This window comes from Microcoleus sp. T3_A4 (genome assembly GCF_036700465.1).
In the GTDB taxonomy this organism is placed as follows: domain Bacteria; phylum Cyanobacteriota; class Cyanobacteriia; order Cyanobacteriales; family Microcoleaceae; genus Microcoleus.
Map to the genome: position 1 here is coordinate 75,642 of NZ_JAUBOY010000006.1, position 25,008 is coordinate 100,649.

Annotated in this window: 11 protein-coding genes and 4 pseudogenes; 5 read left to right on the forward strand and 10 right to left on the reverse strand. The window is 42.6% G+C overall.

The window, feature by feature from the left end; translation table 11 throughout:
* Positions 1-51: 51 nt before the first annotated feature.
* Entirely contained in the window at positions 52-1,074 is a 1,023-nt protein-coding gene (locus QUA07_RS05190; protein ID WP_333323142.1) for a DUF5895 domain-containing protein, read from the reverse strand.
* A gap of 159 nt (positions 1,075-1,233) precedes the next feature.
* Between QUA07_RS05190 and QUA07_RS29985 the strand changes: the two are divergent.
* The 4 genes and pseudogenes from QUA07_RS29985 to QUA07_RS05200 all read left to right on the forward strand — a co-directional run.
* Positions 1,234-1,455: pseudogene (locus tag QUA07_RS29985) on the forward strand (hypothetical protein); the annotation flags it as partial.
* 300 nt (positions 1,456-1,755) lie between these two features.
* Positions 1,756-2,235: pseudogene (locus QUA07_RS29990) on the forward strand (NACHT domain-containing protein); the annotation flags it as partial.
* 1,932 nt (positions 2,236-4,167) lie between these two features.
* Complete coding sequence (locus QUA07_RS29995) at positions 4,168-6,828, forward strand: tetratricopeptide repeat protein (protein ID WP_445305871.1); 2,661 nt, start codon at positions 4,168-4,170, stop codon at positions 6,826-6,828.
* Between the two features lie 567 nt (positions 6,829-7,395).
* Positions 7,396-8,783: pseudogene (locus QUA07_RS05200) on the forward strand (transposase).
* A 203-nt stretch (positions 8,784-8,986) separates the two neighbouring features.
* Here the strand turns inward: QUA07_RS05200 and QUA07_RS05205 are convergent.
* The 4 genes and pseudogenes from QUA07_RS05205 to QUA07_RS05220 form a co-directional block, all read right to left on the reverse strand.
* Positions 8,987-10,136 (reverse strand): annotated as a pseudogene (locus QUA07_RS05205) (IS4 family transposase).
* A 563-nt stretch (positions 10,137-10,699) separates the two neighbouring features.
* On the reverse strand, positions 10,700-12,097 hold the full coding sequence (locus QUA07_RS05210) for a CHAT domain-containing protein (RefSeq protein ID WP_333323146.1): 1,398 nt from the start codon (positions 12,095-12,097) through the stop codon (positions 10,700-10,702).
* Between the two features lie 52 nt (positions 12,098-12,149).
* Complete coding sequence (locus QUA07_RS05215; RefSeq protein ID WP_333323148.1) at positions 12,150-13,058, reverse strand: hypothetical protein; 909 nt, start codon at positions 13,056-13,058, stop codon at positions 12,150-12,152.
* A gap of 105 nt (positions 13,059-13,163) precedes the next feature.
* Positions 13,164-13,913, reverse strand: coding sequence for a hypothetical protein (locus QUA07_RS05220; protein WP_333323150.1), 750 nt, complete (start codon positions 13,911-13,913; stop codon positions 13,164-13,166).
* Positions 13,914-14,159: 246 nt separating this feature from the next.
* On the opposite strand from QUA07_RS05220, the gene QUA07_RS05225 reads away from it, so the two are divergent.
* Entirely contained in the window at positions 14,160-16,085 is a 1,926-nt protein-coding gene (locus QUA07_RS05225; RefSeq protein WP_333323152.1) for a type IV secretion system DNA-binding domain-containing protein, read from the forward strand.
* A 109-nt stretch (positions 16,086-16,194) separates the two neighbouring features.
* On the opposite strand, the gene QUA07_RS05230 is transcribed toward QUA07_RS05225, so the two are convergent.
* The 5 genes from QUA07_RS05230 to QUA07_RS05250 form a co-directional block, all read right to left on the reverse strand.
* Entirely contained in the window at positions 16,195-16,821 is a 627-nt protein-coding gene (locus QUA07_RS05230; protein ID WP_333323154.1) for a hypothetical protein, read from the reverse strand.
* Positions 16,822-17,012: 191 nt separating this feature from the next.
* On the reverse strand, positions 17,013-18,011 hold the full coding sequence (locus QUA07_RS05235; RefSeq protein WP_333323156.1) for a GIY-YIG nuclease family protein: 999 nt from the start codon (positions 18,009-18,011) through the stop codon (positions 17,013-17,015).
* 159 nt (positions 18,012-18,170) lie between these two features.
* Entirely contained in the window at positions 18,171-18,791 is a 621-nt protein-coding gene (locus QUA07_RS05240; RefSeq protein WP_333323157.1) for a hypothetical protein, read from the reverse strand.
* 678 nt (positions 18,792-19,469) lie between these two features.
* Positions 19,470-19,598: a hypothetical protein gene (locus QUA07_RS05245; RefSeq protein WP_333323159.1), complete on the reverse strand. Its 129-nt coding sequence runs from the start codon at positions 19,596-19,598 to the stop codon at positions 19,470-19,472.
* Positions 19,599-19,673: 75 nt separating this feature from the next.
* Positions 19,674-24,905, reverse strand: a complete 5,232-nt coding sequence (locus QUA07_RS05250; RefSeq protein WP_333323161.1) for a hypothetical protein — start codon at positions 24,903-24,905, stop codon at positions 19,674-19,676.
* Positions 24,906-25,008: the final 103 nt, after the last annotated feature.

The following is a 25,008-nucleotide window of genomic DNA, read 5'->3' on the forward strand; positions in this document are numbered from 1 at the left end:
GCTCCTGAACTGGATATGAGGCATTTCTTGAAAAGAAACTAGCCGAAACTGTTAATCATCTTCTTCCGCATCAAATTCATCCTCAAACTCATCTTCTTCATCTAAGTCGTCGAAATCATCCTCTTCCTCTATTACTTCAGTAGCAATTTTACGAAGGGATTTATGATTCCCAGTCGGCTTTTTCCCATTTTCTATTTTCTTAACAATGGGTGGTAGCACTTGAATTTGTGGTTCTGCTGTACCCGGTAATGCAGGAGTTTCAGTAAATCCCGCAATGGTATCATGCAGTCCCCAAATCACATTTTTATGCTGCGGCCGTCCCAGATAGAGTAAGGGAAAATTATCAGCAGTTGGCTTGGTATAGTTAACAGTTTTGCAGCAGTAGCTCTTATTAGAGCCTTCACCTTCTTTAACTCCTTTGAACTGAACTTCTAAGATACCCAGGCTTCGCCATTTATCGGTTTTCCCGCTGAAAGGAATTTGGAAATAGTCGGCGAATGCTTTTTCCAACAAACGGTAAAATTCGTCTCTGGCTGCTTTAAAGCTCCAAAGTGCGACATTCTTAAATCTGACGACAATAGGTGTGCTGTGTCTGGGACGATTGTTTTCATCCAGAAAGACAACGGCGTGTTCGCTGACAACATCCATTATCTTTTTATCAAGTTGAGCTTTATACTCTTCATACAGCCCGACCATTGCACCGCCTAAATTAGCAACGTCATTTTTGTAACGAATGTATTCAGGTACAAATCCCAGCACGCATAAGTGGCATTTAGAGAGTAGCAGACCTGTAACATCTTCTGTTAGTCCAATTGTAGTCATTTCCTCTTCTGTTGGCATGACAAACCAATTCGCTTTTTCTAGCTGATCCTCTGGAATTAATATTCCTGCCACTTGTTCGTTAACAACAATGCCATAGGGCAGAATTGGTCGCCTTACTTGATTATGAACTGGTTCTAGGAGTTCGGGGTCAATTTCAAAATCAAAGTCTTCTGAGTCAAATTGAGTTGTGTCTTCTGTGATTTCTGGTTTGACTGGGGTTTTAGTTTTAGCTTTACTATTGGTTTTAACCATTATAAAAGTTGCTGAAAAGAACAACTCAGAAAGGCGGTAGCCTTAACTCCTAGAGGGAGGATCTGGCAATATTTTTGTTTTTGATGTAGAAAAGAATAAGGTAAAGGGGTATTGGTTAAGTTTAAGCCAGTGCTATTCTTCTAAGTTAATTTCCACTAAATGCCTAACCCTGACGAGTTGATAGCGATTCTCGATCGCATTCTCAATGGAAGCCAAGATGAGTCAGAAGTTGCCCAACTGCGGCAGTGGCTCAAAGTCAGTGGCACTACGCTGCAATTCGTCTCTCAGGATGGCAAGTTCAATACGAATATTGGACAGGTGCAGGGGGGCGAGATTCACATTGGCGATCGCCATTACCAATTTGACGTTGCAGCACTCCGGGAACTCCTCCAACCGACGACTCATGCACCCAACATTGACTGGCACGCTGTCAGTCAAGCGATGCTGGAGGAGCAACTGCGGCTCACCACCAACCCGCTAACCAGTGGCGAGGGGATTAGCTATCGAACCGAGCAGGTGTATGTGCCGCTGGGATTGGTGGAGCGCAAGCGGCAGACTCGGCGAGGGGAGGATGTGTCTCCAGATCAGGGTTCGTTGCTGTACGAAGAAACTGAGATTACCCAGCGCTTTGAGCACGAGCAGTTTCTCGAACGGGTATTGCAGCAGGGGCAAAGTCCCAAGAGTCGGGGGAAGCGCATTGCGATCATTGGGGAACCGGGAGCGGGAAAGACGACGCTGTTGCAGCAGATTGCCCAATGGGTGACTCAGCAGGGAGAGGGAGCGATCGCGGTTTGGGTGTCGCTGGCAGATTTGCGGGGGCAAGAACTAGAACCGTATTTGTTGGAAGGATGGCTGCAAGCCGTTGCTTGGAAGCTGGGACAAGCGGAAGCCTCTGGACAAGTTAAGGATGCCTTCGTTGCCCGGTTTCAGCAGGGGCGAGTGTGGCTGTTGCTTGATGGGGTAGATGAAATGCAGGTGTCATCGGGCAATCCCTTGGCAGAGATTTCGCGGCAGGTGCGGATGGGAGGATTGCTCTCGCAGGCACGAATTGTGCTGAGTTGTCGGTTGAATCTGTGGGATGGCAACCGTAATGCGTTGGATACGTTTGACACCTATCGCACGCTGGAGTTTTCCTATCCGCAGCAGGTGCAGCAGTTTATTGGACAGTGGTTTGGGGCGTTGCCAGAGGAGCAGGGGGTGCAGGCGGAACAGTTGTGTGCGGCACTGAAGGCACCGGGGAAGGAACGGATTCGGGATTTGGTGAAGAATCCGCTGCGGCTGACGCTGTTGTGTTTCAACTGGTATTTGGGGGAGGGGGCGCTGCCGGAGACGAAGGCGGGGTTGTATGAGCAGTTTGTGGCGGATTTTTATGAGTGGAAGCGGGAGCAGTTTTCGACGACGGCGGAGCAGCGCAGGCAGTTGAATGCGGCGTTGGGTGAGTTGGCGCGGGAGGCGATTGATAAAGAAGCAACTCGATTTCGGCTGCGGCATGACTTTGTGTGTAAGTTTTTGGGTGAGCCGGATGAGGAAGGTTCGTTGTTTCAGTTGGCGTTGCAGTTGGGTTGGCTGAATAAGGTGGGGGTGGATGGGGAGAATCGGAGGAAGGCAGTCTATGCGTTCTTCCATCCCACATTTCAGGAGTATTTTGCTGCATTAGCAATTGATGATACTAGATTCTTTCTGCACTATGACACCACCGTTTCTGAAGAAGGAATTTATAGAGTTTTGGAACTTTTCTGGAAAGAGGTAGCAAAAATATGGATGGGTAGACCCGATATAAATCATGAGAAAAAGCTCGAAGTCATTACGAAATTACAAGATTTTGAAGACAATCGTGGCAACTTCTATAAGCATTTTGCTTTTCTGATTGCTTCAGAACTTATCTTAGAGTTTGGAGATGACCAATCTCTTATAAAAACAGCTAATCAGCTTATTGAATGGCTGTTTGGAGTTCACTCAAAAACAGGTGATAATCAGCTATATTTAGAAATAATCAAATTGAAAAGCAAACAGGCAATTAAAAAAATTCCATCAGAGTACGTAAACTCATATCTGAAGCAGATTCTATACAGTAATTATTCACGGGATTTGGCACTTCAAATTTCTGAAATCTTCCTGGACTCTGAGACAAGCAGCCAGATTGGAGTAGAAATTCTAAGAGCCCTCTTCATGGGCAAGGATTATACAGAGTTACCATCACTACTATCCCAATTGAAAGAGCTTAAAGTTACAAACGAAGCAGCCACTCATTTATTGCTCGACTTACTGATAGAAATAATTAGCTTAGTATATTTTGATTTAAAGGAAACTATGAGTAATTTAGCAATAATTTTAGATAACTCGTCAGCAGACATTTTTGTTTTAGTTGTTTATTTAATCTTTGACAACGTAAGAAATAGAGTTGAAGATGATACTTTACTTATGGTTAACAATAGACTTATCTTGAATTTATTTTCTGACCTTTCTTTTGTTGAATATCTATATAATTTTACATATAATTTTGGATATTTAGAAATAATTCAAACCGCTTATAGAGAATCATTGATCGCAACTTTTAGATATTTAGATCGCTGTGATAGTGAACAAATGACCAAATTGATTGATATTATGAAGGAGGCAATGGATATCAATACAAATGGACTTATACCTTTTATAGCATCTATTGCTTTACAATGGCTAGGTGCTTGTAATCTCAGTATTACTTCAATACTTCTAGATTTTTTACAGAATGTAGAATGTGCTGAAGATGCGATGGGTTACAGAGCTGTACGCCATCTAAAGGTTATTGCAATGGGGAATAGGGATTTAATTAATCAGTTAAATTCCTTATTAAGCTTTGACAGCATTAATGTTTTTCAGCGTTGCTGGTTAGCTTGCGGATTAGGAGTAGTTGACCCTGGAAATATAACTGCAATGAGTTCTCTCATTTCCTTAATACAGAATGATAAAGATGAGATACTACGCTGTCAAGCAGCTAGTAATATCAGGCTATTTGATCCAGATAATATAAAGGCAGTTTCTGTTTTATTAGAAATTATTAATAAAAGCAGTGATGAACATAGTATTTGTTTAGCTGTGACAAGTCTCGGCTCAATGTGTGGATCTACGGTGCCTGCTATTAACGAGCCAAAAATTATAGATGAATTGATACATTTATTCAACAAAAATCAGAATGATAACGTTTCGGAAATTATTATTGATACTCTGACAGAAGTGGGAGTTAAAAACTCAAAAGTCATTGATTTTTTCCTAAAATTACTCAGCGAAGAGAAAAGAGATAATATTTACAATAAGATATTTGAGGGATTTAAAGTAATTGGAGTAGGAAATTCTATTGTTTTTGACAAGTTAATTAGTTTACTGACTACTACTCAGAATAGGTCGATATATGAACAGGCTGCAAAAACATTAATAAAAGTCATAAAAAATCAACAATATTTTCAAGCAGTTAAAATTTTAAAAGAGCATATTACTGATGAAGTATATGAAGATGATTATTATCGCTGGGTTCAATGTCATTACGTCGTATGGTTCTGTGCAGAAAATCTAGATATCAAAACTTTTTACAAAGCATGGGATAGGGAGGAGGATTCTCTTGAAGTAGATAATTTTCAGGCTGTACCTACAGGTACTAACCAGTCTTCGTACAATAATTGCAAAGCTCTTACTAAACTCACTCCAATACAGGAGAAAATATACAAGTATCGAAAAATCACTAAATTAAATCCTAATGATCCTCATGTATGGAATGCATACGGTGTTGTGATAGAAAAAGCAGGATACCATGAAGAAGCAATAGCTAGTTATAAGAAAGCAATAGAAATTCAATTAGATTATGAAGATGCATTAAACAATCTAGGAGATACTCTTCAAAAATTAGGGTTATATGAAGATTCACTTGCTAGTTATAGAAAATCAGTATTAGCCTATCCTAAATCTTTCCATGCTTGGCAGCAAATTGGGATCGTGTTATCACAATTAAATCGTCATCAAGAAGCTGTTAATAGCTTTGAGCGAGCTTTAGAAATTCAGGATAGTATTTCTTATATATGGGAGCAGCGAGGTTACTCGCTTTGTCTACTTGGGCGCTATGAAGAAGCTTTAGCAAGTTATGAGAAAGTTATAGAAATTGATGCTGGCAATTATGTAGCATGGTTGAATCAAGCAATTGTTCTAGAAAAATTGGAACGTTGTGAAGAAGCTTGTTTTAAATATGAGAAAGTAATTAACATAAAGCCAGACTACGCAAAAGCGTGGGAGTATAAAGGTAATTTACTTTATCAGCTAAATCAATATGAAGAATCTCTTATATGCTATGAAAAAGTCACAGAAATTGATACTAGTGATTACATAGCATGGTTGAATCAGGGACTTACTCTGGTAAAACTCAATCGTTATCACGAAGCTTGCCTTAGATATGATAGAGCGATTGACATTAAACTAGATTTTGTCAAAGGTTGGTATTGCAGAGGCAACGCTTTCTATCAACTCCAACGCTATGAAGAAGCACTGGCAAGTTATGACAAAGTCATTGAATTTCAGCCAGATTTTTCCGAAGCCTGGTTTGGGCGCAGTAACACTCTGCATACTTTACAACGCTATGAAGAAGCAATTACTAGCTGGAATCGTGTTCTAGAATTGCAACCTAGTAACACGGCAGCTTGGGGGAATCTCGGAAACGCTTTCTATCAACTCCAACGCTATGAAGAAGCACTGGCAAGTTATGACAAAGTCATTGAATTTCAGCCAGATTTTTCCGAAGCCTGGTTTGGGCGCAGTAACACTCTGCATACTTTACAACGCTATGAAGAAGCAATTACTAGCTGGAATCGTGTTCTAGAATTGCAACCTAGTAACACGGCAGCTTGGGGGAATCTCGGAAACGCTTTCTATCAACTCCAACGCTATGAAGAAGCACTGGCAAGTTATGACAAAGTCATTGAATTTCAGCCGGACAATGTATCTATTCAATATTGGATAGGAAGAATATTGGATATACTTGAGCGAGCCGAGGAAGCCGTCGTGATGTATAACAAGGCGTTAAAAAAGTTTCCTGAAAGTTATGAAATTCATTTTTATCGAAGTTTTGCACTAGCTGATTTAAACCTTCTAGACGAGTCTCTCATCAGTTTCAAACGAGCGACAGAAATTCAACCCAGTTCTATAGAAGCTTGGGAGGGGCAAGCCATTATCTTAGAAAGTCTTGAGCGTCATGAAGAAGCAATTACTAGCTGGAATCGTGTTCTAGAATTGCAACCTAGTAACACGGCAGCTTGGGGGAATCTCGGAAACGCTTTCTACCAACTCCAACGCTATGAAGAAGCACTGGCAAGTTATGACAAAGCCATTGAATTTCAGCCAGATTTTGTCAAAGGTTGGTATTGCAGAGGCAACGCTTTCTATCAACTCCAACGCTATGAAGAAGCGCTGGCAAGTTATGACAAAGCTATTGAGTTACACCCTGAGTCGCATCAGGCTTGGGAACGGAAAGGCTTAACGCTGCTTACTCTTAGAAACTATGATGAAGCAATCACAAGCTTTAACTCAGCTTTAGAAATTTGCCCTAGTCTACATGCATCTTTTTATAATAAAGCTTGTTGCTATTCTCTACAAAGAAACATTGATTTCGCTCTTGAAAATCTTAAACAAGCCATCGAACTTGCTCCTGAGAAAAATCGTCAGTTAGCTAGGCTTGACTCGGATTTTGACGCTATCAAATATGATTCGCGATTTCAAGTATTGCTGGAAGAGTAAATTTTTTGAACTATGCTATGGCGGTTCTAAGCTATCGCGCATCTAACTTGCACTAATAGCATCCCCTTGTTTTTAATTTTTCTTCCACCTGTTAAATGTCAACTATCTTGGGTTTTTCCCAGCTTTTGGTGAAAGGTTACAATGGAATAGAAGTCAGGAGAAGCTGCCTATCTTCAACTTAATCACGGCTCAGACCGGACAGTTTTTTCAACAGTTACTGCCTAATTCCAGCCAATTTTACCTGGAGCAGTGTGAACTCGATACCGAGCAACAGCAGCTTACTTTGAGTGTGCTTTCAACCCAACATATTGCAAAATGTCCGGTGTGTAGCACCCCGTCTGCCCGTACTCACAGCCAGTATCAGCGCACCCTTGCTATTTGCCTTGTGTCAATTTCAAGTTGCTTTTGGCAATAAAACATAAATTGTGTTAGGGACATAGCGCTATATTTATATGAGAAAAAGTATTAATTATTCAATACTGTAGCCAAAAAAAGAGTATAAAAAGAGGGCTGATGTAGTAGAGTTATAGTCTTCCACAACGACAACTCGAAAACCACACACAGCCCATGTTTGACATACTAGCACTGTTGCAATGCCTACTACCAGAAATAAAAGTGACGACAATGCGTCAGTTGAGTCAGATCATCATGGCTATATTAGCAATGAGCGGGCGAGTAACAATGTTGGGAATTTCGCGTTGGACGCTTAGTGGTGGTAGTTATCGGACGGTAATCAGATTCTTTCGGACAGTCATACGGTGGGCAACGGTGTTCTGGGTGTTTTTTCGGCGGCATTTGTTTTGCCCAAATGATGTTTATCTGTTGGCAGGAGACGAAGTAGTAATAAGCAAAGCCGGGAAAAAAACCTATGGATTAGATAGGTTCTTTTCCAGTCTAATAAGTAAACCAATATCGGGATTATCTTTCTTTACCTTATCATTAGTAAGTGTTGAACAAAGACACTCATTTCCGATTCAGATAGAACAGGTAATCAAGAGTGATGTAGAAAAAAGTATTGTCTCACCAAGCGCAGAAATAAAACCCCAAGAAAAACGTGGGCGCGGACGACCAAAACGGAGTAAGAACAAAAATAAACAGGAGGTGATTTTTACATCTGAATTACTAAGAATTCAGCTATATGATTAATGAGCTATTTAAGTTAATAACTAACTTTATTCCCCTTACTTACTTAGTCGTAGATGGTCATTTTGGGAACAATAATGCTTTACAAATGGCTAGGCAGGTAAAATTACACATAATTTCCAAGTTACGCCACGATTGGGCATTATATATACCTTACCAACATCCTGACCCCAATCATCGTTCTCGTCGTAAATACGGTGAAGCAGCCCTGAAGACGGGTTTCCCGTCGCAGGGGACTGCTGAACCCGAAGGGAGATAAGCTGGACTGGCGTAATATTTCTGGGGAATATTTGCGTCACAGTAGTATTGAAGAAGATATCAAAACCGATATTTATCAATCTACTCTACTTCATAAAGAATTTGCCCAACCTCTAAATGTAGTTATCTTGGTAAAAACCAATATCAAAACTAATGCTCGCAGTCACGTAATTCTGTTTTCTAGTGAGCTAGATTTGTCTTATGAGAAAATAATTGACTACTATAAACTGCGCTTCCAAATCGAATTTAATTTCCGGGATGCCAAACAGTTTTGGGGATTGGAAGATTTTATGAACAGAAGTCAAACTGCTGTGACTAATGCTGTTAATCTTTCTTTTTTTATGGTCAATTTATCGCATTATCTTTTAGCTCAGTTTCGTGAAGATAATCCTGGCTCTGGCATTGTTGATCTTCAAGCTTATTGTCGGGGTTTTCGATATGTTCGGGAAATGTTAAAAATGCTTCCGCAACAGCCTGAGCCTATTTTATTATCCCAGATTTTTGCCAAACTAACCTCTCTTGGTCGTATTCACAATGCTTCTACAGCCGTTTAACCCTCGTAATTTGGCTATAGTACAATACGGTTCAGTTAAGGGCTATGCAGTGCTTAAAACAATAAATACAGGAGGATTCATTATGATTCCAGTACCTCTGTGTTTAACTTGTTTCGACCGAAATTTTGAAACAGGCTTTTTGACAACTCTGGGGTTGTTTCGCTGAACCCTTTCAGGTAGAACTTGATCGAGAATCTCCAAAGTTAACCAACTAAAAAAAAGGGAAGTTCCTGTGGTTGTAACCGCTGAAATTTTGGCAGAGCGCGACGAATAACTCGTAATGTTCCAGTAAAAGAAAGACGCAATGGTGAAACACCTGCACTGCTTGCTGCTTGAAAAATCAATGACCTTACAGCCCAATGTCCTAGTAGTAAACCATAAATTTCTTGTACTACCTCAAGAGGCTTTTGAGAACGAATATGAGTTTTTCGTCCTAATAAATGTACTTTCATTTCATCAATCGTATTCTCGACTTCCCAACGTTGATGATATTCACAGGCAAGTAACTGGGCCGTAAATTTTTCCGCGTCCAACAAGCTGGTAATTAAACGATATCTAATTTGTGCTTCGGGGCTGTCGTAATTCTCAATTGTGTACTCAATTACTCTTACCTGTATGGGCTTAAATCCTTTTTTCCTTAATTTGCCGGATGGATAAATCCAACTCAAGTATGAACCATCATCTAATTGTGTTTCGTTTAAGAATTTAACGTTGGATGGAATTCGCCCCAAATACTCACAACCTTTACTGACTGTGGCTTCTACCATCGCATAAGAATGTAAACCTCTATCCCACATCAATAGCATTCTTGGCGTTACTGAGCGTAACAACTTTAACGCTCTTACTCTTTCTCCCATTTTATATGGACACATTAAGGCGTCAAATATTAAATGTGTTCCCGCCTCTACTAAAATAACTAATCTAGCTTTCGGAAACGCTGCTCTTGTACCCTTACGACTTCCCGGACGACCAAAAACCCGGGCATTTTCATCACTATCTGGTATATCTAAGCAGGTTCCATCTATCACTACGACCCTGAGTTCGCTGATAAAAGCTCCTACTGTTTCAACTGTAGCCATTGGTTGCACTAAGGAATGAAACAACTGTCTCATCACCCCTGCTCCTAACTAATCTTTGTCTGGCTTGAGTAATTGCCGATTTACATGGAAATCGCCAATATTTACCCACTTTTATCCACGCTTCATTAAGACCATCAATCAAATTTTTTAGTACATCCCGCATTGAATCTTTCGACCACAGACTCATGGCGATTACCAGGCACACTACCAGTTGTGCTGGTAGGGCGCGATGACGTTTCTCTTCAACCTTCGTTTTAGTAATCGCCTGTTCGATGGCACTTGCTGGAATTGCTATCTCTATGGCCTTGAATATCTCCTTACTTGGGATTTTGGGAGATACTAATGAGAATTCTTTGAGATGCACCTTACTTGCTCTCCATTTTTGGACACCATACCTAATTTACCACTATTTGAGCTTTAACTGAACCGTATTGGGCTATAGTATTGTTATTTCTATTTATTTAATCAATACTATATTTGCTACGCAATGTGATATTAAAACTCCATAAGTTTAACAAAAAACCGTTTGGGGGTTCATTTTTTCACTAATTTAGGACTTACGCACTGAAACGAAATCGCGTTGGTTTAGGCATTGGTTATGAGGGTGAAAAGCTCATTATTTCGTTGAAAATTTGGCTGAGTGCGTAAGTCCTATAATTCTAAAAAATACAACCCACATTCCGCAGATGTGGGTTGTATTTGCCTTGCTGGTTCACATTCTGATGCTGCCAAAATCTGAATATTCTGAGCATTTGTTAGCGGTGAGCGACCTAAACATCTATATTTCATCATATTTAATGTATTTTCCTAACTGGCAGAGATTGGCTCTGAAAAATTTCAAAAGCGCTCATCTTCTCCAATATTGAGGTTATTAGCTTGCTCAAAGTTTAAGTTCTTCTCTCCAGACTGCTGCACGTTCTGGATAATCCGAGTACTATCTTTAGCGGTAGGTTGTTGGGGCTTACCGGGTACAGCATCGGCTTTCCGCTCAATTTCAACACCATAGTAATTGCGATCGCCAAGCTGTATCTCTGATCCAGTTATTTGCCCAATGTTGGTGTTAAACAACTTATCAATAGGTTGGCGATTAGGCTGTCTGGACTCAGCTTCTGCTTCTTGATGCTTGAATAGATAGCCATCCCGCACGCGCATGAAGATGACGGGGATGGCAAAGTCGCGTTTGCGATATTGGGTTGGCCCAAGAGCGATCGCTCGTCTTCCATCTTGAGTCGCAATATCCACCGGAGCTTCTGTTGCCAGTTGTTGATAAAACTCCAGCGCAAAGCAGCAAGCTGTACTGTTAGTTACTTCATATTGCATCGCCACAACCACAGGCACATTCTGTTGTACAAGTTTAGATGCAACTCCCACAAATACTTGGGATGAAGAGAGCATTCCGCCTTCACAAGCTTGTAACATAATTAAACCTGGGCGGTGTCGATTAAACAATTCGCTGAAATAATCTGCATCCACCCACATTACTTCATCAAGTCCAGAATCGACTAAAGCAATCTCACCGACTTCTTGCTTATCCTCATTTTGCATCCGTCCATGACCGATGAAGTGAAAAATATGAGGTTTTCTTGACAGAATAGTGTCAATCGCTTTGGGGTTAGCAGAACTAACGATTGGTAATAATTCCACTCGGTTTGCTTGCTCAACTGCCAGTTTTTCTAATGCTGCTTGAACTGGTTCGTAAGCGACGGGTGGTAAATTAGGTGGAGCAGAGATAACTAAAGCAATTCTCAGTTTTTCATCAGGTTCTAACAGAATTGGTTGTGCTGCAATCCACTGCGATCGCCTACGGGAAAAAACTAGATCCGGTAATGTCCCGATCCAAATTGTACCTAGATTAGCTCTTGCAGGCACGCACATAAATTCCCAAGGCAGGGCAGCTATCTCAGGCATTCCCTGTTCGTCAATATCCAGTTCAACTCGCAGTAGTTGTTTTTCCTGTTGGACTACTTGATAGTAAAAGTTGACGAAATCTTGGCGCAGCACATCATCAAAGAGGACATTAAATAATGCTTCTCCGAGCAATCGCGCTAAATTAGAATCGTTCAACTCATTATTCTTGGCAGCTTGCAGCAGTGGTGCAATCTCTGCTAGATTCTCCTGATATCGAAACGCGCCGCTAGGTTGTCCCTTGTCTTGATGTTGAGCATCCCACTTTTCCACCTGGACGCGATCGCGGTTGGCAACGCGAATGCGATAGGTGTAGTATGTTTTCGCCATAAGTTTCCGCCTCTGCCTTTGAGCCTACTTTAACACTAAAATTTCTTAGTCATCATCCTTTCGGCATATTTAGCTCCCATTTTTCAGCATCGCCACGAGAAAAATGGCTAGCTGCTTCATTTTTCTGCTTAAGTAGTTGTTTCAAATTTTCGGACAAATTGGCAAAAACATCTCGAATATCAGCCGTCAGCCAATTAAGATCGGGTTCAGCCCATACTGTGCCCTGCAAAGTAATTGATTCAGTTCCTTTGGGTACTTTAAAAACAATTCCGAATTTCGCTGTGCCAATTTTCTGTAGTTCTTGATCCTGAATTCGCCAGTAGCAAGTAGAATTTCCTTCACCGTTGGTCAGAATTTCGGAATGACCGAGATTATATTGATAGGCAGGCATGGCTGAAAATGCCTTAAAGTTATTCTTGCTGGTGACATTGGCTTTGATATCTTTTGGTATCAAGTCCAATAGTTCTGCTAACTTGGAGGAATCCACGCCTACATCCCAGTTTAAGTTACCATTTAATCCTACATCCATGCCCACTCCAAAGTTCATTACTGAGCGCCACTTTTGAGCAGGAAACAAGCTGGTAATAATTGGCTCGCTGCTACCTTTGGGACTAAAATCTAATTCACAGGTTAACCGCCAGAATCGAGCGCCACGTTCAGGACTTAGAGCGACTGTCAGGGTCATATAATAGAAGTCAAACTGTTGTTGCATCTGTTGTTTATAGATGCTATCTAGTTCAGTACCGCTATCTGTAAAGATATTCTCGGTCAGCCGGATTAGTCGATCTCTAGGATTGCCAAAGTTGACTTTAGTTTGAAATAAGCTATCAACTTTGTCTGCATTTATCCCTAGTTTTGTCCCGCCAGCTAAAGGTCCCTCCCATTTCTGAACTTCTTTGAGCAAGTCAGATAACAGGGCATCGTTTTCATCGAAGTTTGGTTTGGACATTTCATCAGTCATACATATATCGCTTTTATAACACCAAATTTTATTGTATTCCATTAGATAGAGGATCGCATATCAGGTTTAGAAGGAGTTCAAAGTGAGATCGCGTCCGCGATCTCACTAAAATCTGGTGTGGCTTTTGGGGTTTACCGCTCTCGCTCGCAATAATGGCAGCCCTTCTACCAAGTTGATAGCTGCTTTCAAACCCGCGATCGCGTACAAAGAAGCTGCATCCGCTCGTTCGGATGGGCTAGCATTAGCTTCTTCTAACAACTTTATTAGATATTCAGGAACCTGTATAAGAGCGCCATCAATACAAGCAAGGGGGACAAATTTAGTATCGGGAGCTAGGATTTTTGGCTTCAAAAATGGCAGTTCGCGTTGGAAAGGTTTTGGAGTACGACGACAGTTTGTTACAGGCGATCGTTTTGGTTTGCGCCTACGCCACCGCTTGGCTCGGTAAAAACTCCCTTTCAATAATGGGGGCTGGCTTACCATCAATACAGCTTCGTGAAAGGGGAAATTCATCTGTTCTCCTTCCTGAATTTTCACCTCTTCTAAGTTAGATTTTGTCAACCAGTCAGGCGCCAGCGGACAGTGAGGGTAAGACACGACTTTACAGTTGTAGGTTAAGTCGGAAAGCAATTTGCCCGTTCTGGATAGTCTGGCGTTAAGATAATGCCACTTTAATCCAGGTAAATAGGCTCCTGAATATTTTACTTCAACAGCTCCCATGTAGATCCATTCTGTACGTTCTAAAGTTAGCGAGATGTCGCCTCTTCCTAGTTTGATAGTGCTGCGTTTTAAAAATTCATAGTCCGGGTGTCTCTTCAAAAGCTCTGACAGCCACTCTTTTTGTTTCTTGTTCACGGTAAGAATATTTTTTAATAATTTTGCTTCCTATCCTGTTAACTGCGCTAGCAGGGATAATATCAAGTGCTGGTTGCTTTATACCGAAAGTTAGAACTGTGGGCTGTAATTGCTCGTTCCCAAGACTGAACTAACACTGAGTAATTTTGATTTAAGCTTACTTGTCTGGCAACAGTAAGTTGTAGCTACAAGTCAGGTCAGATTTAATTGCTCTTACGACCAACTTTTGCATTCAAATACATACTTATGAATTTTGAGATTAAATTTTTGATAGCACAGGCTAACTCTACTCCAGTTCTCGCTCAAACTCAAAGGAGAACACAGCAACCCTCACCTCTATCGTCAATCGACTTAGGCGGGCTTTTCCAACAATATAATAACCCGGATGGGTATCTAACAATAGGGGCGCTGATTTTCCTCCTCTTACTGTCTCGGTTTCTAGGGAACGGCAAGGGCAAAATTACCACTGGCAAAGTATGCGGAACTTCCGAAAAAATGGCAGCCACTCAGCTTGCCTTGAAACAAATTAAAGAACGAAAACATAATAAAGTCACGCTATGGTGTGGCAGTCCTCGCTATTGGTGGAAAGGAAAAAAACTTAGAGGTTTTGTTACCACTATTCAGACAGCTATGGGTTCTTCTCCCACTGTTTGGCTCCCTCATGCAGAACGGTCAACTTTAGTAATTGGAGCACCGGGATCTGGTAAAACTTTTTCGACAATTGATAGGGCGCTAGAAAGTGCAATGGTGCAAGGATTTCCGATTATTCTCTACGATAAGAAAGGAGATCAGCTCAAACTCCACGCACCTCTGGCAGCGCGGTATGGCTACCAAGTGTCGGTATTTGCACCGGGAGAACCTTATTCAGGCATTATTAATCCTCTCGACTTTATGAAATCGCCTCAAGATTCGGTCATGGCGGGGGAAATTGGTCAGGTTATTAATAGAAATGCGAGTGCAGGCAATGGAAAAGGTGATGAATTTTTCTCAAAAGCTGGAGACTTATTGGCTAAAGCACTCCTTCAATTAGTCAAGGGTTCTAAATATCCAGATATGGCAATGCTCTATGCAATTTTGAGGTTGCCAAATTTGGTAAAGCGGATTGACTATGCGGTTCAATCCCGTCGAATCGATGAGTGGGTCGCTACCAGCTTCAACCAATTTTTGAGCGCTAAGGAAGCAGAAAAAACTATTTCAGGAATTCTGACGACAGCGGCCGGAACGTTCAGCAGTTTTATCCAAGCTGACCTGTTGCGAGCATTTTTGGGAAAGTCGGACATCCCAACGAAAATAGAAGGCCGACAGATGATTATTTTCAAATTAGATGACGAGCGGCGCTCCGTCGTGGGGCCTCTGCTAGCAGCCGCGATTCACCTCCTCGTTGTGTCCAACTTAAGTCGCTCTCGGAAAGATCCACTGGTTATTTCACTCGATGAATTTCCCTCCATTCGATTGGATCGGATGCCGCAGTGGATTAACGAATATCGCTCGAATGGAGCTTGTTTCATTCTAGGAATTCAGAGTTTGGAGCAACTGTACGAAGGGTACGGAGAGAAAATGGGGGCGGCGATCGCCTCTGCTTGCAGCACTCATATTTTATTCAATCCGGGTAACACTGATACTGCAAAAAAATACTCCGATCGCTACGGAGAAAAAGAAGTTTTGCTGAAAAGCAAGTCCACCAGCCGTTCAATGGGCGGCCAATCTCAAAGCAATCAATCTATTAGTTGGAACGAGTCGCTTCAAAAAATGCCGTTGTTTTCGGTGGACGAAATTTTGCGGTTCCCCCAGGGACGGTGTGTAATTACGAACCCCGGCTACAGTTCCGGCGGCGAGGGGTCAATTCCTTACGCGCTGACCATACCCATTCCCAAAGCCGATTTGCAGCGGCAAAGCGAGAGTGAGGCTCTCTGGGATGCAGAGGTCAGGTTGCGGCTGGAGAGTCGGGTGCAACTTGCCAGTCTTGACCAGCTTACAGCCGCTTTGTACGATCGCATTGAGGAAGCAGAACGGATGCTGCCTCTGCCAGACGCCGGAGGTAACGTTCCATCCCAATCGCCGACGCCGCCAGCTTCAGGCAAGAAATTTGGCTCTGACCCGCTAGACTCAGTTGTCAGTAAAACTGGGCGTTCCAGGCGGGTTTTTGCCACTGGCAGTATTGGCAAGCGCTAGCGGGCGTGTGGCAGCCAATGGAAAATTTTCCATTTGTCTTGACTTGGAAGTGGGGATCGATTCGGATAGTAACAGCCGCGATCGGATTCTGAGCGACTGCGATAATAGTCTAAATCTCTACCTCTGGAATTCCCTCGATGTCGAAATGAGTGAGGGGCGCTCGCATAGGCGGTGATGTTCTTCGAGGAGCAACAGGCGATCTCGCCTGTCCTGCCAGCGCGTCCGCGAGCCAGTCTTTCGCCTGTGCGTGTTGCTGGCTGTCCCAACTGATTTCGTGTCTCGTCCCCGGATGGGCGGGGTGCAGTGCTAACACGGTCAGCTTGATATTTTCTGGCGACAGCGAGAGAGATTCGGCTGCTGTCCACAATTTTACTCGGTCAGACCAATTTAATGCAGGATGGCGGATTGCCCATTCAATTAAATGGACGGATTGACGTTCAAGAAAAGCTGCATTGGCGTTGATTTGCACGCATACATCTTTATTAAGCTTAGTGCTAAACTGAGTATCGACTAAGAATGTAGGAGGTTCCCATTCAAATACCTCTGGAAATAGCAAACTAACTTCCATAATCCACTTATCCACTTTGGGATTCGCAAGTAGCAGGGGTTCAGTGGGGAGTTTTAAGAAAGTTTGTTTCATTATTAGTTGAAATTCCTCTTGTTTCAATTCAATGGGAACTGTTAGTTGTGTCGGATTGGCTAGAAAACTTAAATCAGTGAGGGTGATTAATTGCATAGGTGGGTAAGACAGTTACAGCTTACCATGAGGATGCGACGCTAGTCGCCTGAACGCTGTCGTTGGATAATGAATATTACAGTTAGAAAGTTTTTATTAATAATAAGTTGGCGAATATATATAGCTTGTAAATTTAGAAATATTAAATTTTAATGATGATAACTATCTCGATGTTTTTTCATTATCATTTTTTACGCGAGCTCAAGCGATTTGATTTTAGCACGGGCATCGACCTCACCAGCAAATAACGCAGGCGGCTCCATCCCGTACAAATCATTCAACACAGCCTTGACATCGGGAAACTGAAAATACTCCGTTAGCGTACCGATGCGGTAATTAAACGTTTTGTATCGGTGTTTGAAGTACAGTTCCACATTCCCCCGACTCTCCCACAATCCCAGCAAGTTGACAGTAACATCCGAGTAATGCGCTCTCACATCCCGCTGCACTTCTGCGATTCTTTCGGAGATCGATCGAGTCGTAATCCCAATTTTATAGAACGTTTGACCGTCAGCTTTTACCTCAAGAAAGTAGAGCGAGTTCGACAGAATCCGACGAAGCTGCGATCGATAAATCAGCAAATCAGCCCGCCGTTCTTCCAAACAAGATAAACCCGCAGATAAAGCCACCGCTGCTGAGCGTTCTAACTTAACTAACTCCTCCTTCAGTAGCGGCTCTTGAACTTTGTTGAACGATGCCAGGGGAAGCGCGCCCATTGGGATTTTACCCAAGTCGGTAAACCGATAAGAGCGAGATCCTTCCGACTCCAGCAATCCCTTCAACTGCCATCGAAAGTTTACCAAGTCTTTGGGAATGGCGTAATCCCGTGCGCCGTACTCTTTCCACAGCACTTTTAGTTGCTCTAGTTCCTCACCCTTGAGTTCGATATTGAAGCTGTCGTAGAGCGGAAGCGAGGGAAAAGCTTTGGTTTTAATCCGCTGCGACACGGGCTTGCAAGTTTCCCCGGTGTGCGCGAAGTGATGTTCTTTCACTGAACCCTTTTTTGCTGTCAATCCACCACCACAATAGAGACAAGTTAGTTGAGTTTTTCCCCGCACAACTCCATCAATGCCCGTCAGTTCTCCACCGGGAGCAACGCCGTATTTAAGCCACATCAACAACAATTCTCCTAAAAGCAGGTTTGTAGGTGCACCCGCTAACGCAATTAATGCAGCATTATTTCCCGCCACGAACGCTCCAGTACGCTGTTTGATTTCTGGCGCGGTAATGCCTTCTACAACTAATTCTAAGGGCGTTGCTTCCGATTGGGAATGCTCGGCTCGGGTGCGACCGTCAAACTACCGGCTGCATTACTCGATCGCCGCTAGCACTCTTGTTCGCTGCAAGCCTCAATCTTGCTGTGGGTGGAAGAGGTTGCCCTGATGAAGCCACGCCCGCGAAGCCGGATCTCGCCGCTTGCTCCATTCCAAGAAGGAAGCGCTGCCTTGGGATGCGGCACTCTCAACAGCTTCGGCACTCACTCCCAATCGTTTTGCTAAATCGACAGCTTTCAGGGGTCGCAGCTTCATTGCAGGCTGCCCTGCTGAAAAATGAGGCGGGAAACTTTTATTGAATTGGCGTTTTCCTCCTCCTGCTTCTAAGGCTGCAACTCGCCCTTGCAAACCAGCAATTTCTGCTTGAAGTCGGGCGAAATTTTCCCTGGTTTCAGAAGCTACCGCAACGGCCGAAATTGCTGGGGCAGCTTCAAAGAATTGCTTGATGATTTTCACGAGCGCGGCGCTTTCGGTCAAAGACTGCTCTGCCATGCCATGTAGTCGCGTAACTTTTGGTGTTGCTCTTCTGGCAGGTAGCCCACAATTCTGACGTTTTTGGTTGCCATCGGCTCTCTGGTTCGGGATAGTAGTTGCTTTTGGCGAGCTTGTTTGCTGGACTGCCGGACTTCTCCTAGAGCCGGACTGGGGGAAGGCTCGCTGCTGGCGCTCCCGCGATCGGCTCGCAGTATGCCGCATCGCGTGCTTTTAAGGCATACTCAACCCCCTGACTATTTCCGAGCTGGTGTGCCTGTACGTGCTATAGTAGCACTGGCAGCACTGGCCTGCGTGCAGGTGTGGGCTCGCAGTGTGGTGTGGGTTCGCAGACTCAATGAAATTTGTGCGGACAACTGTGAAATTTGTGCAGACTAAATGAAATTTTGTTGCGGACTAAATGAAATTTGTGCGGACTAAATTTTTATTGTAAATCGCATTTTATCTGAAAGGAGCATCAGTTTATTTTTCATGTTTTTCTTGAGTCGGGTTATCAACTGGAGTTTAGACTAAGCAGACCCTCAGCAAGCGCGATCGAATCTCCTGTCATGAAGTCAATTTAGAACGGCAACGGGATCTGGCGAGCAAGCTATGAGGCACAAGAGCGTGGATAGATACCAGCGACCGTTGACGTTCTCTTTGAGGGCGAACTGTTTTCTTTCTGCTGCTGCTCGCTCGATACTACTCGACTCAAACAATTGTACAATAGCTTTGTACAAAGCACTATAACCCCGGCGAAACGACGGGTGTTCCCATGTCGGCTACGGGAGATTGAGCTGTAATATTTCCCGATAGCGCATCTAGCGAGCGAAATATCGCAACATCGCTGCCCTTGAAGATCGAGAGCGATAATCTCTCATTGTCTCTCTTTTGTTCGCGAGTCTAGTTCGCGAACTGCTTTCTTCTTTGTCCAAAGTCCAATTGTTGAATGGAGTCGGAAAAGGCGATCGTTTTTACTCCCTTCCCGCCCGAAGAATTTGTATAGCGATCGACCGCTTTCGATGCACGCATAAGCTTTCGGAGGAGATGCCAACTACATAATCTTATGCCGGGAAGGGAGTAGTTGAGTTGAAACAGTTCTAGTCATTACTGGGTAATCCACCAACTCTCAAGCTCTTGTACCGTCCTATGGAGAGTCCATAAAGTTTCTCCTTGGTCATAGATTGATAGAAATGGAGTACTGGCTGTCAGCACTTTAAATACAGCACTGCGTCCAGCAAGTTGAGCAACTGCTAACTGATTTCTCCAAACTAAAAATGCCTCCTCATTTAATCCGACAAGAGTGAGAGCTTGAGCAACTCTACTTAACGAATCTGTATTTAAATATTTTTTATCAATCAATTGAACTGCTTTGAAAATTTGTTCAACGCTATTTGTATCCCCTGCTTGAGCCACTTTCAGCATTGCTTCGCTTAAAGCACTCATTTTGCTCCACTCACTCTTAATTTCATTGGTGACACATAAGGCTTGCTCAATCTCACCGACTTGGACAAAGCATTGAACCATTTCTGATAGAGCTGTTGTTTGAGGTTCCTCTCCGGTGACTTCTCTTGCAATCTCTAATACCTGATTTAGTCCATCCCGATTGTTCGTCGAAGCTAGCACTTGCGCTACTGCAATCAGTGTTTCTGTCTTGGGCTTAGAAATTAAAATGTAATTTATTGCACCGATTGCCAAATCAACTTTACCCACTTGTGCCAGGAGAGGAGCTATTTCTTGAAACAACTTCTCTACTAAAATCGTTGGGTCTTGCACAGTTTTTGCCCAGGCATCTAATGCCTGCATCATTCCTTCTTCATCACCCATTTGAGCAAAGGTTTTAGCTAATCCACTTAATATATCAGGTATATCAATAGTTTCTACAGTTGTGATAGCTTCTTGTGTCTGCCCTCTCTTTGCTAAGATATTGGCAATTTCGCCTAGCGTATTTGCTTTGAGATATTCGTCATCTTCTATGATTTCTACTGTGGCAAATGCCTGCTCCATCTCATTCATCTGAGCCCAAGCAACGGCTATTTTGCTGATTACGATCTCTTGATGTCGCTTCTCGTCAAATGTATCTATTATTTCTATAATCTGGTTTATTCCAGCCTTGTCTCCAATTTGAGCAAATCCCTGAGCAATACCAGTGAGTATTTCCCTTTTATAAATTTCCTCCTGCATTCCTTCTATTTTTAGAATAACCTCATACAAGACGGATTTATCTTTTGTGTTAGCTAAGTTTGGAGCTATTTTTGCCAATAGTGTTAGTTGCCAATCTTCGACTAATAGTGTTGGTTGCCAATCTTCGACTATTTCTGCTAATTCCAGAGCTTGGTCGAAACTAGATTTATCTCCCTGGTTAACAAGTGCTTGAGCGATCGCACTGAGTACCTCAAATTGGTCATATTTGGCTTCAATCATCTGTTGTAATACTTCTATAGCCTGATTCAGTTTATTTCTAGGATCGAGTTGCACAATTTCTGGTAGCAGAATACTTAAAACTTCGACACGATAGTGTTTGTTCAAAGTTTTTACTATTGTTAATAGCCGTTCTAAGATGGTTTTATCTGTTTCTTTAGCTAGGAGCGGAATCAGTTGAATGATTGCTTTTGATTTAATCTCTTCCTGCTGAATAGATTCCAAGACAGAGATAGCATATTCAAACTTTCCTACATGAGCCAACTCATGAATAATGCAAGAAAGTGCCTCTGCTTTGGCCTCCTCCTCTCCAATCCCAACTGGGGCTTGTAACGCTAATTCCAATTCTCCCGCCTGTGCAAGTGCTTGAGAAATTTCCATCCGAACCTTTGCTCTCCAATACTCACTGGTTATCATCTTGGTTCTTGCAAACACCTGATTTATATTCGTCTTATGCCCAGCTTGAATCATTTTCTGTGCGATATAGATGAGTGCCTCTGCTTTCTTAAATTCATCTCCAATTCTTTCTGCTACGGTTAACGCTTGTTCAAAGTCATGCACATCTGCGAATGCATGAGCGAGGCTAATGCTCAATTGTCCTGGAAATCGAACAGTTTCCAGCATAGCCAAAATTTTCTCTAATCCATTCTTATCGCCAAGGTCAGCCATGAAGGATGTAATTTTACACAGTGCATCTTCTTTGCTGTCTGTTGCAGCATAGTAACCTTCTGATTCAATCTCGTTGACAGTTGCTAAAGCCTGTTCAAACTCTCCTATCTGGGCAAATGCTACAGCAATACTTCTTAAAGAATATTCTCTGTGATGATTATAATTACGGTCGTACTCTTTATATTTATTAGTAATCTCCCTGAGTATTGCCATTAACTTATAGAGTGCATCTTTGTTTTCTTTTTTAGCAAATGCTTGAGCAAGACTTTCAACAGAACTTGAGTTTAACGTTGATTCCCAGTCCCAATTATCACTACTGTTGGTACTTTCTATTACAGCTAGAGCCCGATCGAATTTGTCCTGCTGGATCAGCGTGAGGGCAATAACCCGCATTTTGATACGCTCTCGAATTTGAAATTGCTGACGTTCAAGCCTGTCCAACAATTGCAATGCCTGTTCAACTTCTCCTTCTTGCAGCATCTTTAGAGCAACAGTCTCAAGAATATGTCCTTTACTCCAGCCATCTTTTATATCTTCTGAGAGGTCTAATGCTTGGTCAAGCTCTCCCTGCTCAGCTAATACTAAGGCAAGGCTTTCAACAAGATTCTCTGGAACGGTGGATAGCGATCCAGATTTTGCAAGTTCTAGAACATGGGATAATCCCTCCTTGTTCTTAGTGTTTGCCATAGCTTCGATCGAGCCCTTCATTGCTTCAGTCTTTGAATATTCACTTTCAATCCTCTGAGTTGCTATCAGCAGTCGATGTAGGGCATCCTGATTGCTTAGGCTGGAAAAAACATAAGCAATTCCTGACAATCCTCTAGGATTTGAAATTCGGCTTCCCAGCTCTTCTACAGTTTTCAGGAGATTGTTCAATCCACCACGATCTCCGATTTCAAATTGAGCATAAGCAATTTCACTGAGTGCATCAACTTGTCGAAATCCGTCTTCTATTTTGCTCACAGCTTCCAGGAGATGATTTAATCTCACCGGATCTTTAACAACAGTCAGCACTTTTGCTAAACTTCCTACTTCGGTATTTAGCTGTGCTACTTGAGTCAATTCATCTACAATTAAAAGAATTCTATCGAGTCCAGTCCGATCTCCAACTTGGATGAATGCCTCTGCCATTACGCTCAACAGACTCGTCTCTATCCAATCTGCTGGTCGTGTTTCTATAATTTCTAGCAGTGTATTCAGTCGTTGATTATCTTCTGCTTCAGCAAGTGCTTGCGCCAAAGTGCTAAGTGCCTTACCTTTACTTCTATTTCTAGGAATCGCTTGAGCAATAACCAGTGCACGATCGAAGTGCTTCAACTGAGTTAGAAGTGGAACAAACTTGGAGAGTAACTCTCCAAAACTATGCTCATCTTGAACTGTTTGTGCTGCTGCAAGAAGTCGATCGGATTCAGCCAACTGTGCTAAAGACGAAAGTAGCTCATCCAACCTGATAATTCGGGTATGTTCATACGAAATCCCTTCTGTAATCGTTAATGCGTTTAAGATAAGCTTTCTGGCTTCCTCTACTTCTGCCTGAGTCAATAAAGCTTCACCGATTTGTTGATAAGCTCTACTCTGTTTTTCGGGATCGAGAATGAGTGAGGTATAACTTTTAGCTTTGTTTACCTGTCCCACACTCGTCATTGCTCCCAGAATTTCAGGAGGAACATCTGTAGCGAGTGAACCTAACGTGGAATAGAGCAAGCTACTCCGTACTTCTTGAACAAGGTTAGGAGGAGTCTCAGATTGGGCGGTAGCAATCGATAATTTAACATCTTCAGCAAAAAATTGATGCGAGCCAAAACGTTCAAACTTAGACCACATGAAAGGCTTACAAATTAGTCCATATAATTCTTCTCGATAAGCTTGAATTTTATCTTCGTCTTCGTTAGCGATTGCTATTTGAATCAATATGTAAAAATGTGTTGCCAAATGCTGCAAACCGTAGTGTGATACCTTTTTCGTATTCCAAATTACATCTTCCCATGTAGGAGCTTTTCCCCTGTAGTATTCGATAATCAACTCGTGCTGTTCTTGAGCATCACACCAGAAATATTTGTTGCGTTTTTTGTCGAGCAAGTAATCTCGTAGAGACTGGTGAAAGATAGCGTAAGTTCTAGTCTCTTCACCCTCTGCATTCTCAACCACATCCAAAAATTGACGGATGATTCCTAGATCTTGTCGTAATTGCCTCGGTCTTAGACCTGTGAAATTTGACAACGCATCCTCGGTTATAGGCTCTTGAGTGACAGTCAGCGTCCCCAGGATAGGTTGATACTGCTTTTTCCACTCCTGAGACTTGAATCGTCTAAGGAAAGCCAGATAAATGTCATCAATACTTTTAGGTAAAGCAGATATCTCGTTTAATGCTTGCTGTCCAGCCTCAATGTCGTTAAGCAGCAGCTTAGTGTACAAGAAATTGCCACTAGAAAGCTTGGTGACTTCCTCAATTAGCATTTGAGGAATTACTTCAGCTTCTTTCAACCGCTCCTGAAACGTTTGCTGCTCAACCCGTTCTTCCACATACTGCCAGATATCTGCCAAACTTTCTTCTGATGTTTCCTTTAATCTATAAGGCTTTAACGGCTCAAACTCCACAATGACTCTATCTTCAGGACGTGACGTTAGAATAAGCCGTACCCAAGATGGCAAGTCATGCATCCCAGCTAGCAGCGTGACCAAATTATCTCGATCGCTGAAGGTTACTGCTTCATCCAATGAGTCAATCAGAATAATCTTGGACTGCTGAGGTGGATTTGGAAGTGCTGCAAGCGATCGCCGCAGTACAACATTTAGAGCTTCCTGGGGATTCTGCGTGTGTAGATTCTCAATGACAACTCCCCTAACTTGACTATTTTTGAGGTTTTCAATGGTAATTTCGACATTAACGGAAAGTTTCAGGGGTTTGATAGTGTTGACTAAAGCTTCCGCATAATCTGGGAAGAAGTCAATGAGCTGGGCTGCTAGAGACAACAAAACATTATTCGGTTCGATCGTGCCACTACGCCCTGCAATACAGAAGTGGTAGGCGGCAATGATTTCTTTATGGGTTTTGACAAGTTGAGCTGCGATCGCACTTTTCCCTACTCCCGGTTCCCCAGTTAGGATGAAGAACCGTTCATTGTCCTGTTGCACCCATCGGTCAATTTCTTCAAAAACCCACTCTCGCCCGGTAAAGCCTTCGGTGAGTCTTTCGATATCACGATCGAAGGCGATCGCTTTTACTTGAGTTGCAACAGTTCCAGTCATCGTTTCTTGCTCTAATTAGTGGTTTAGGTTTTGAGGACGATCGCAATATCTGTCCCGGCTTCAAGGTTTCCAATTCTGCTGCTTGACACAAGTGATAAGCAAC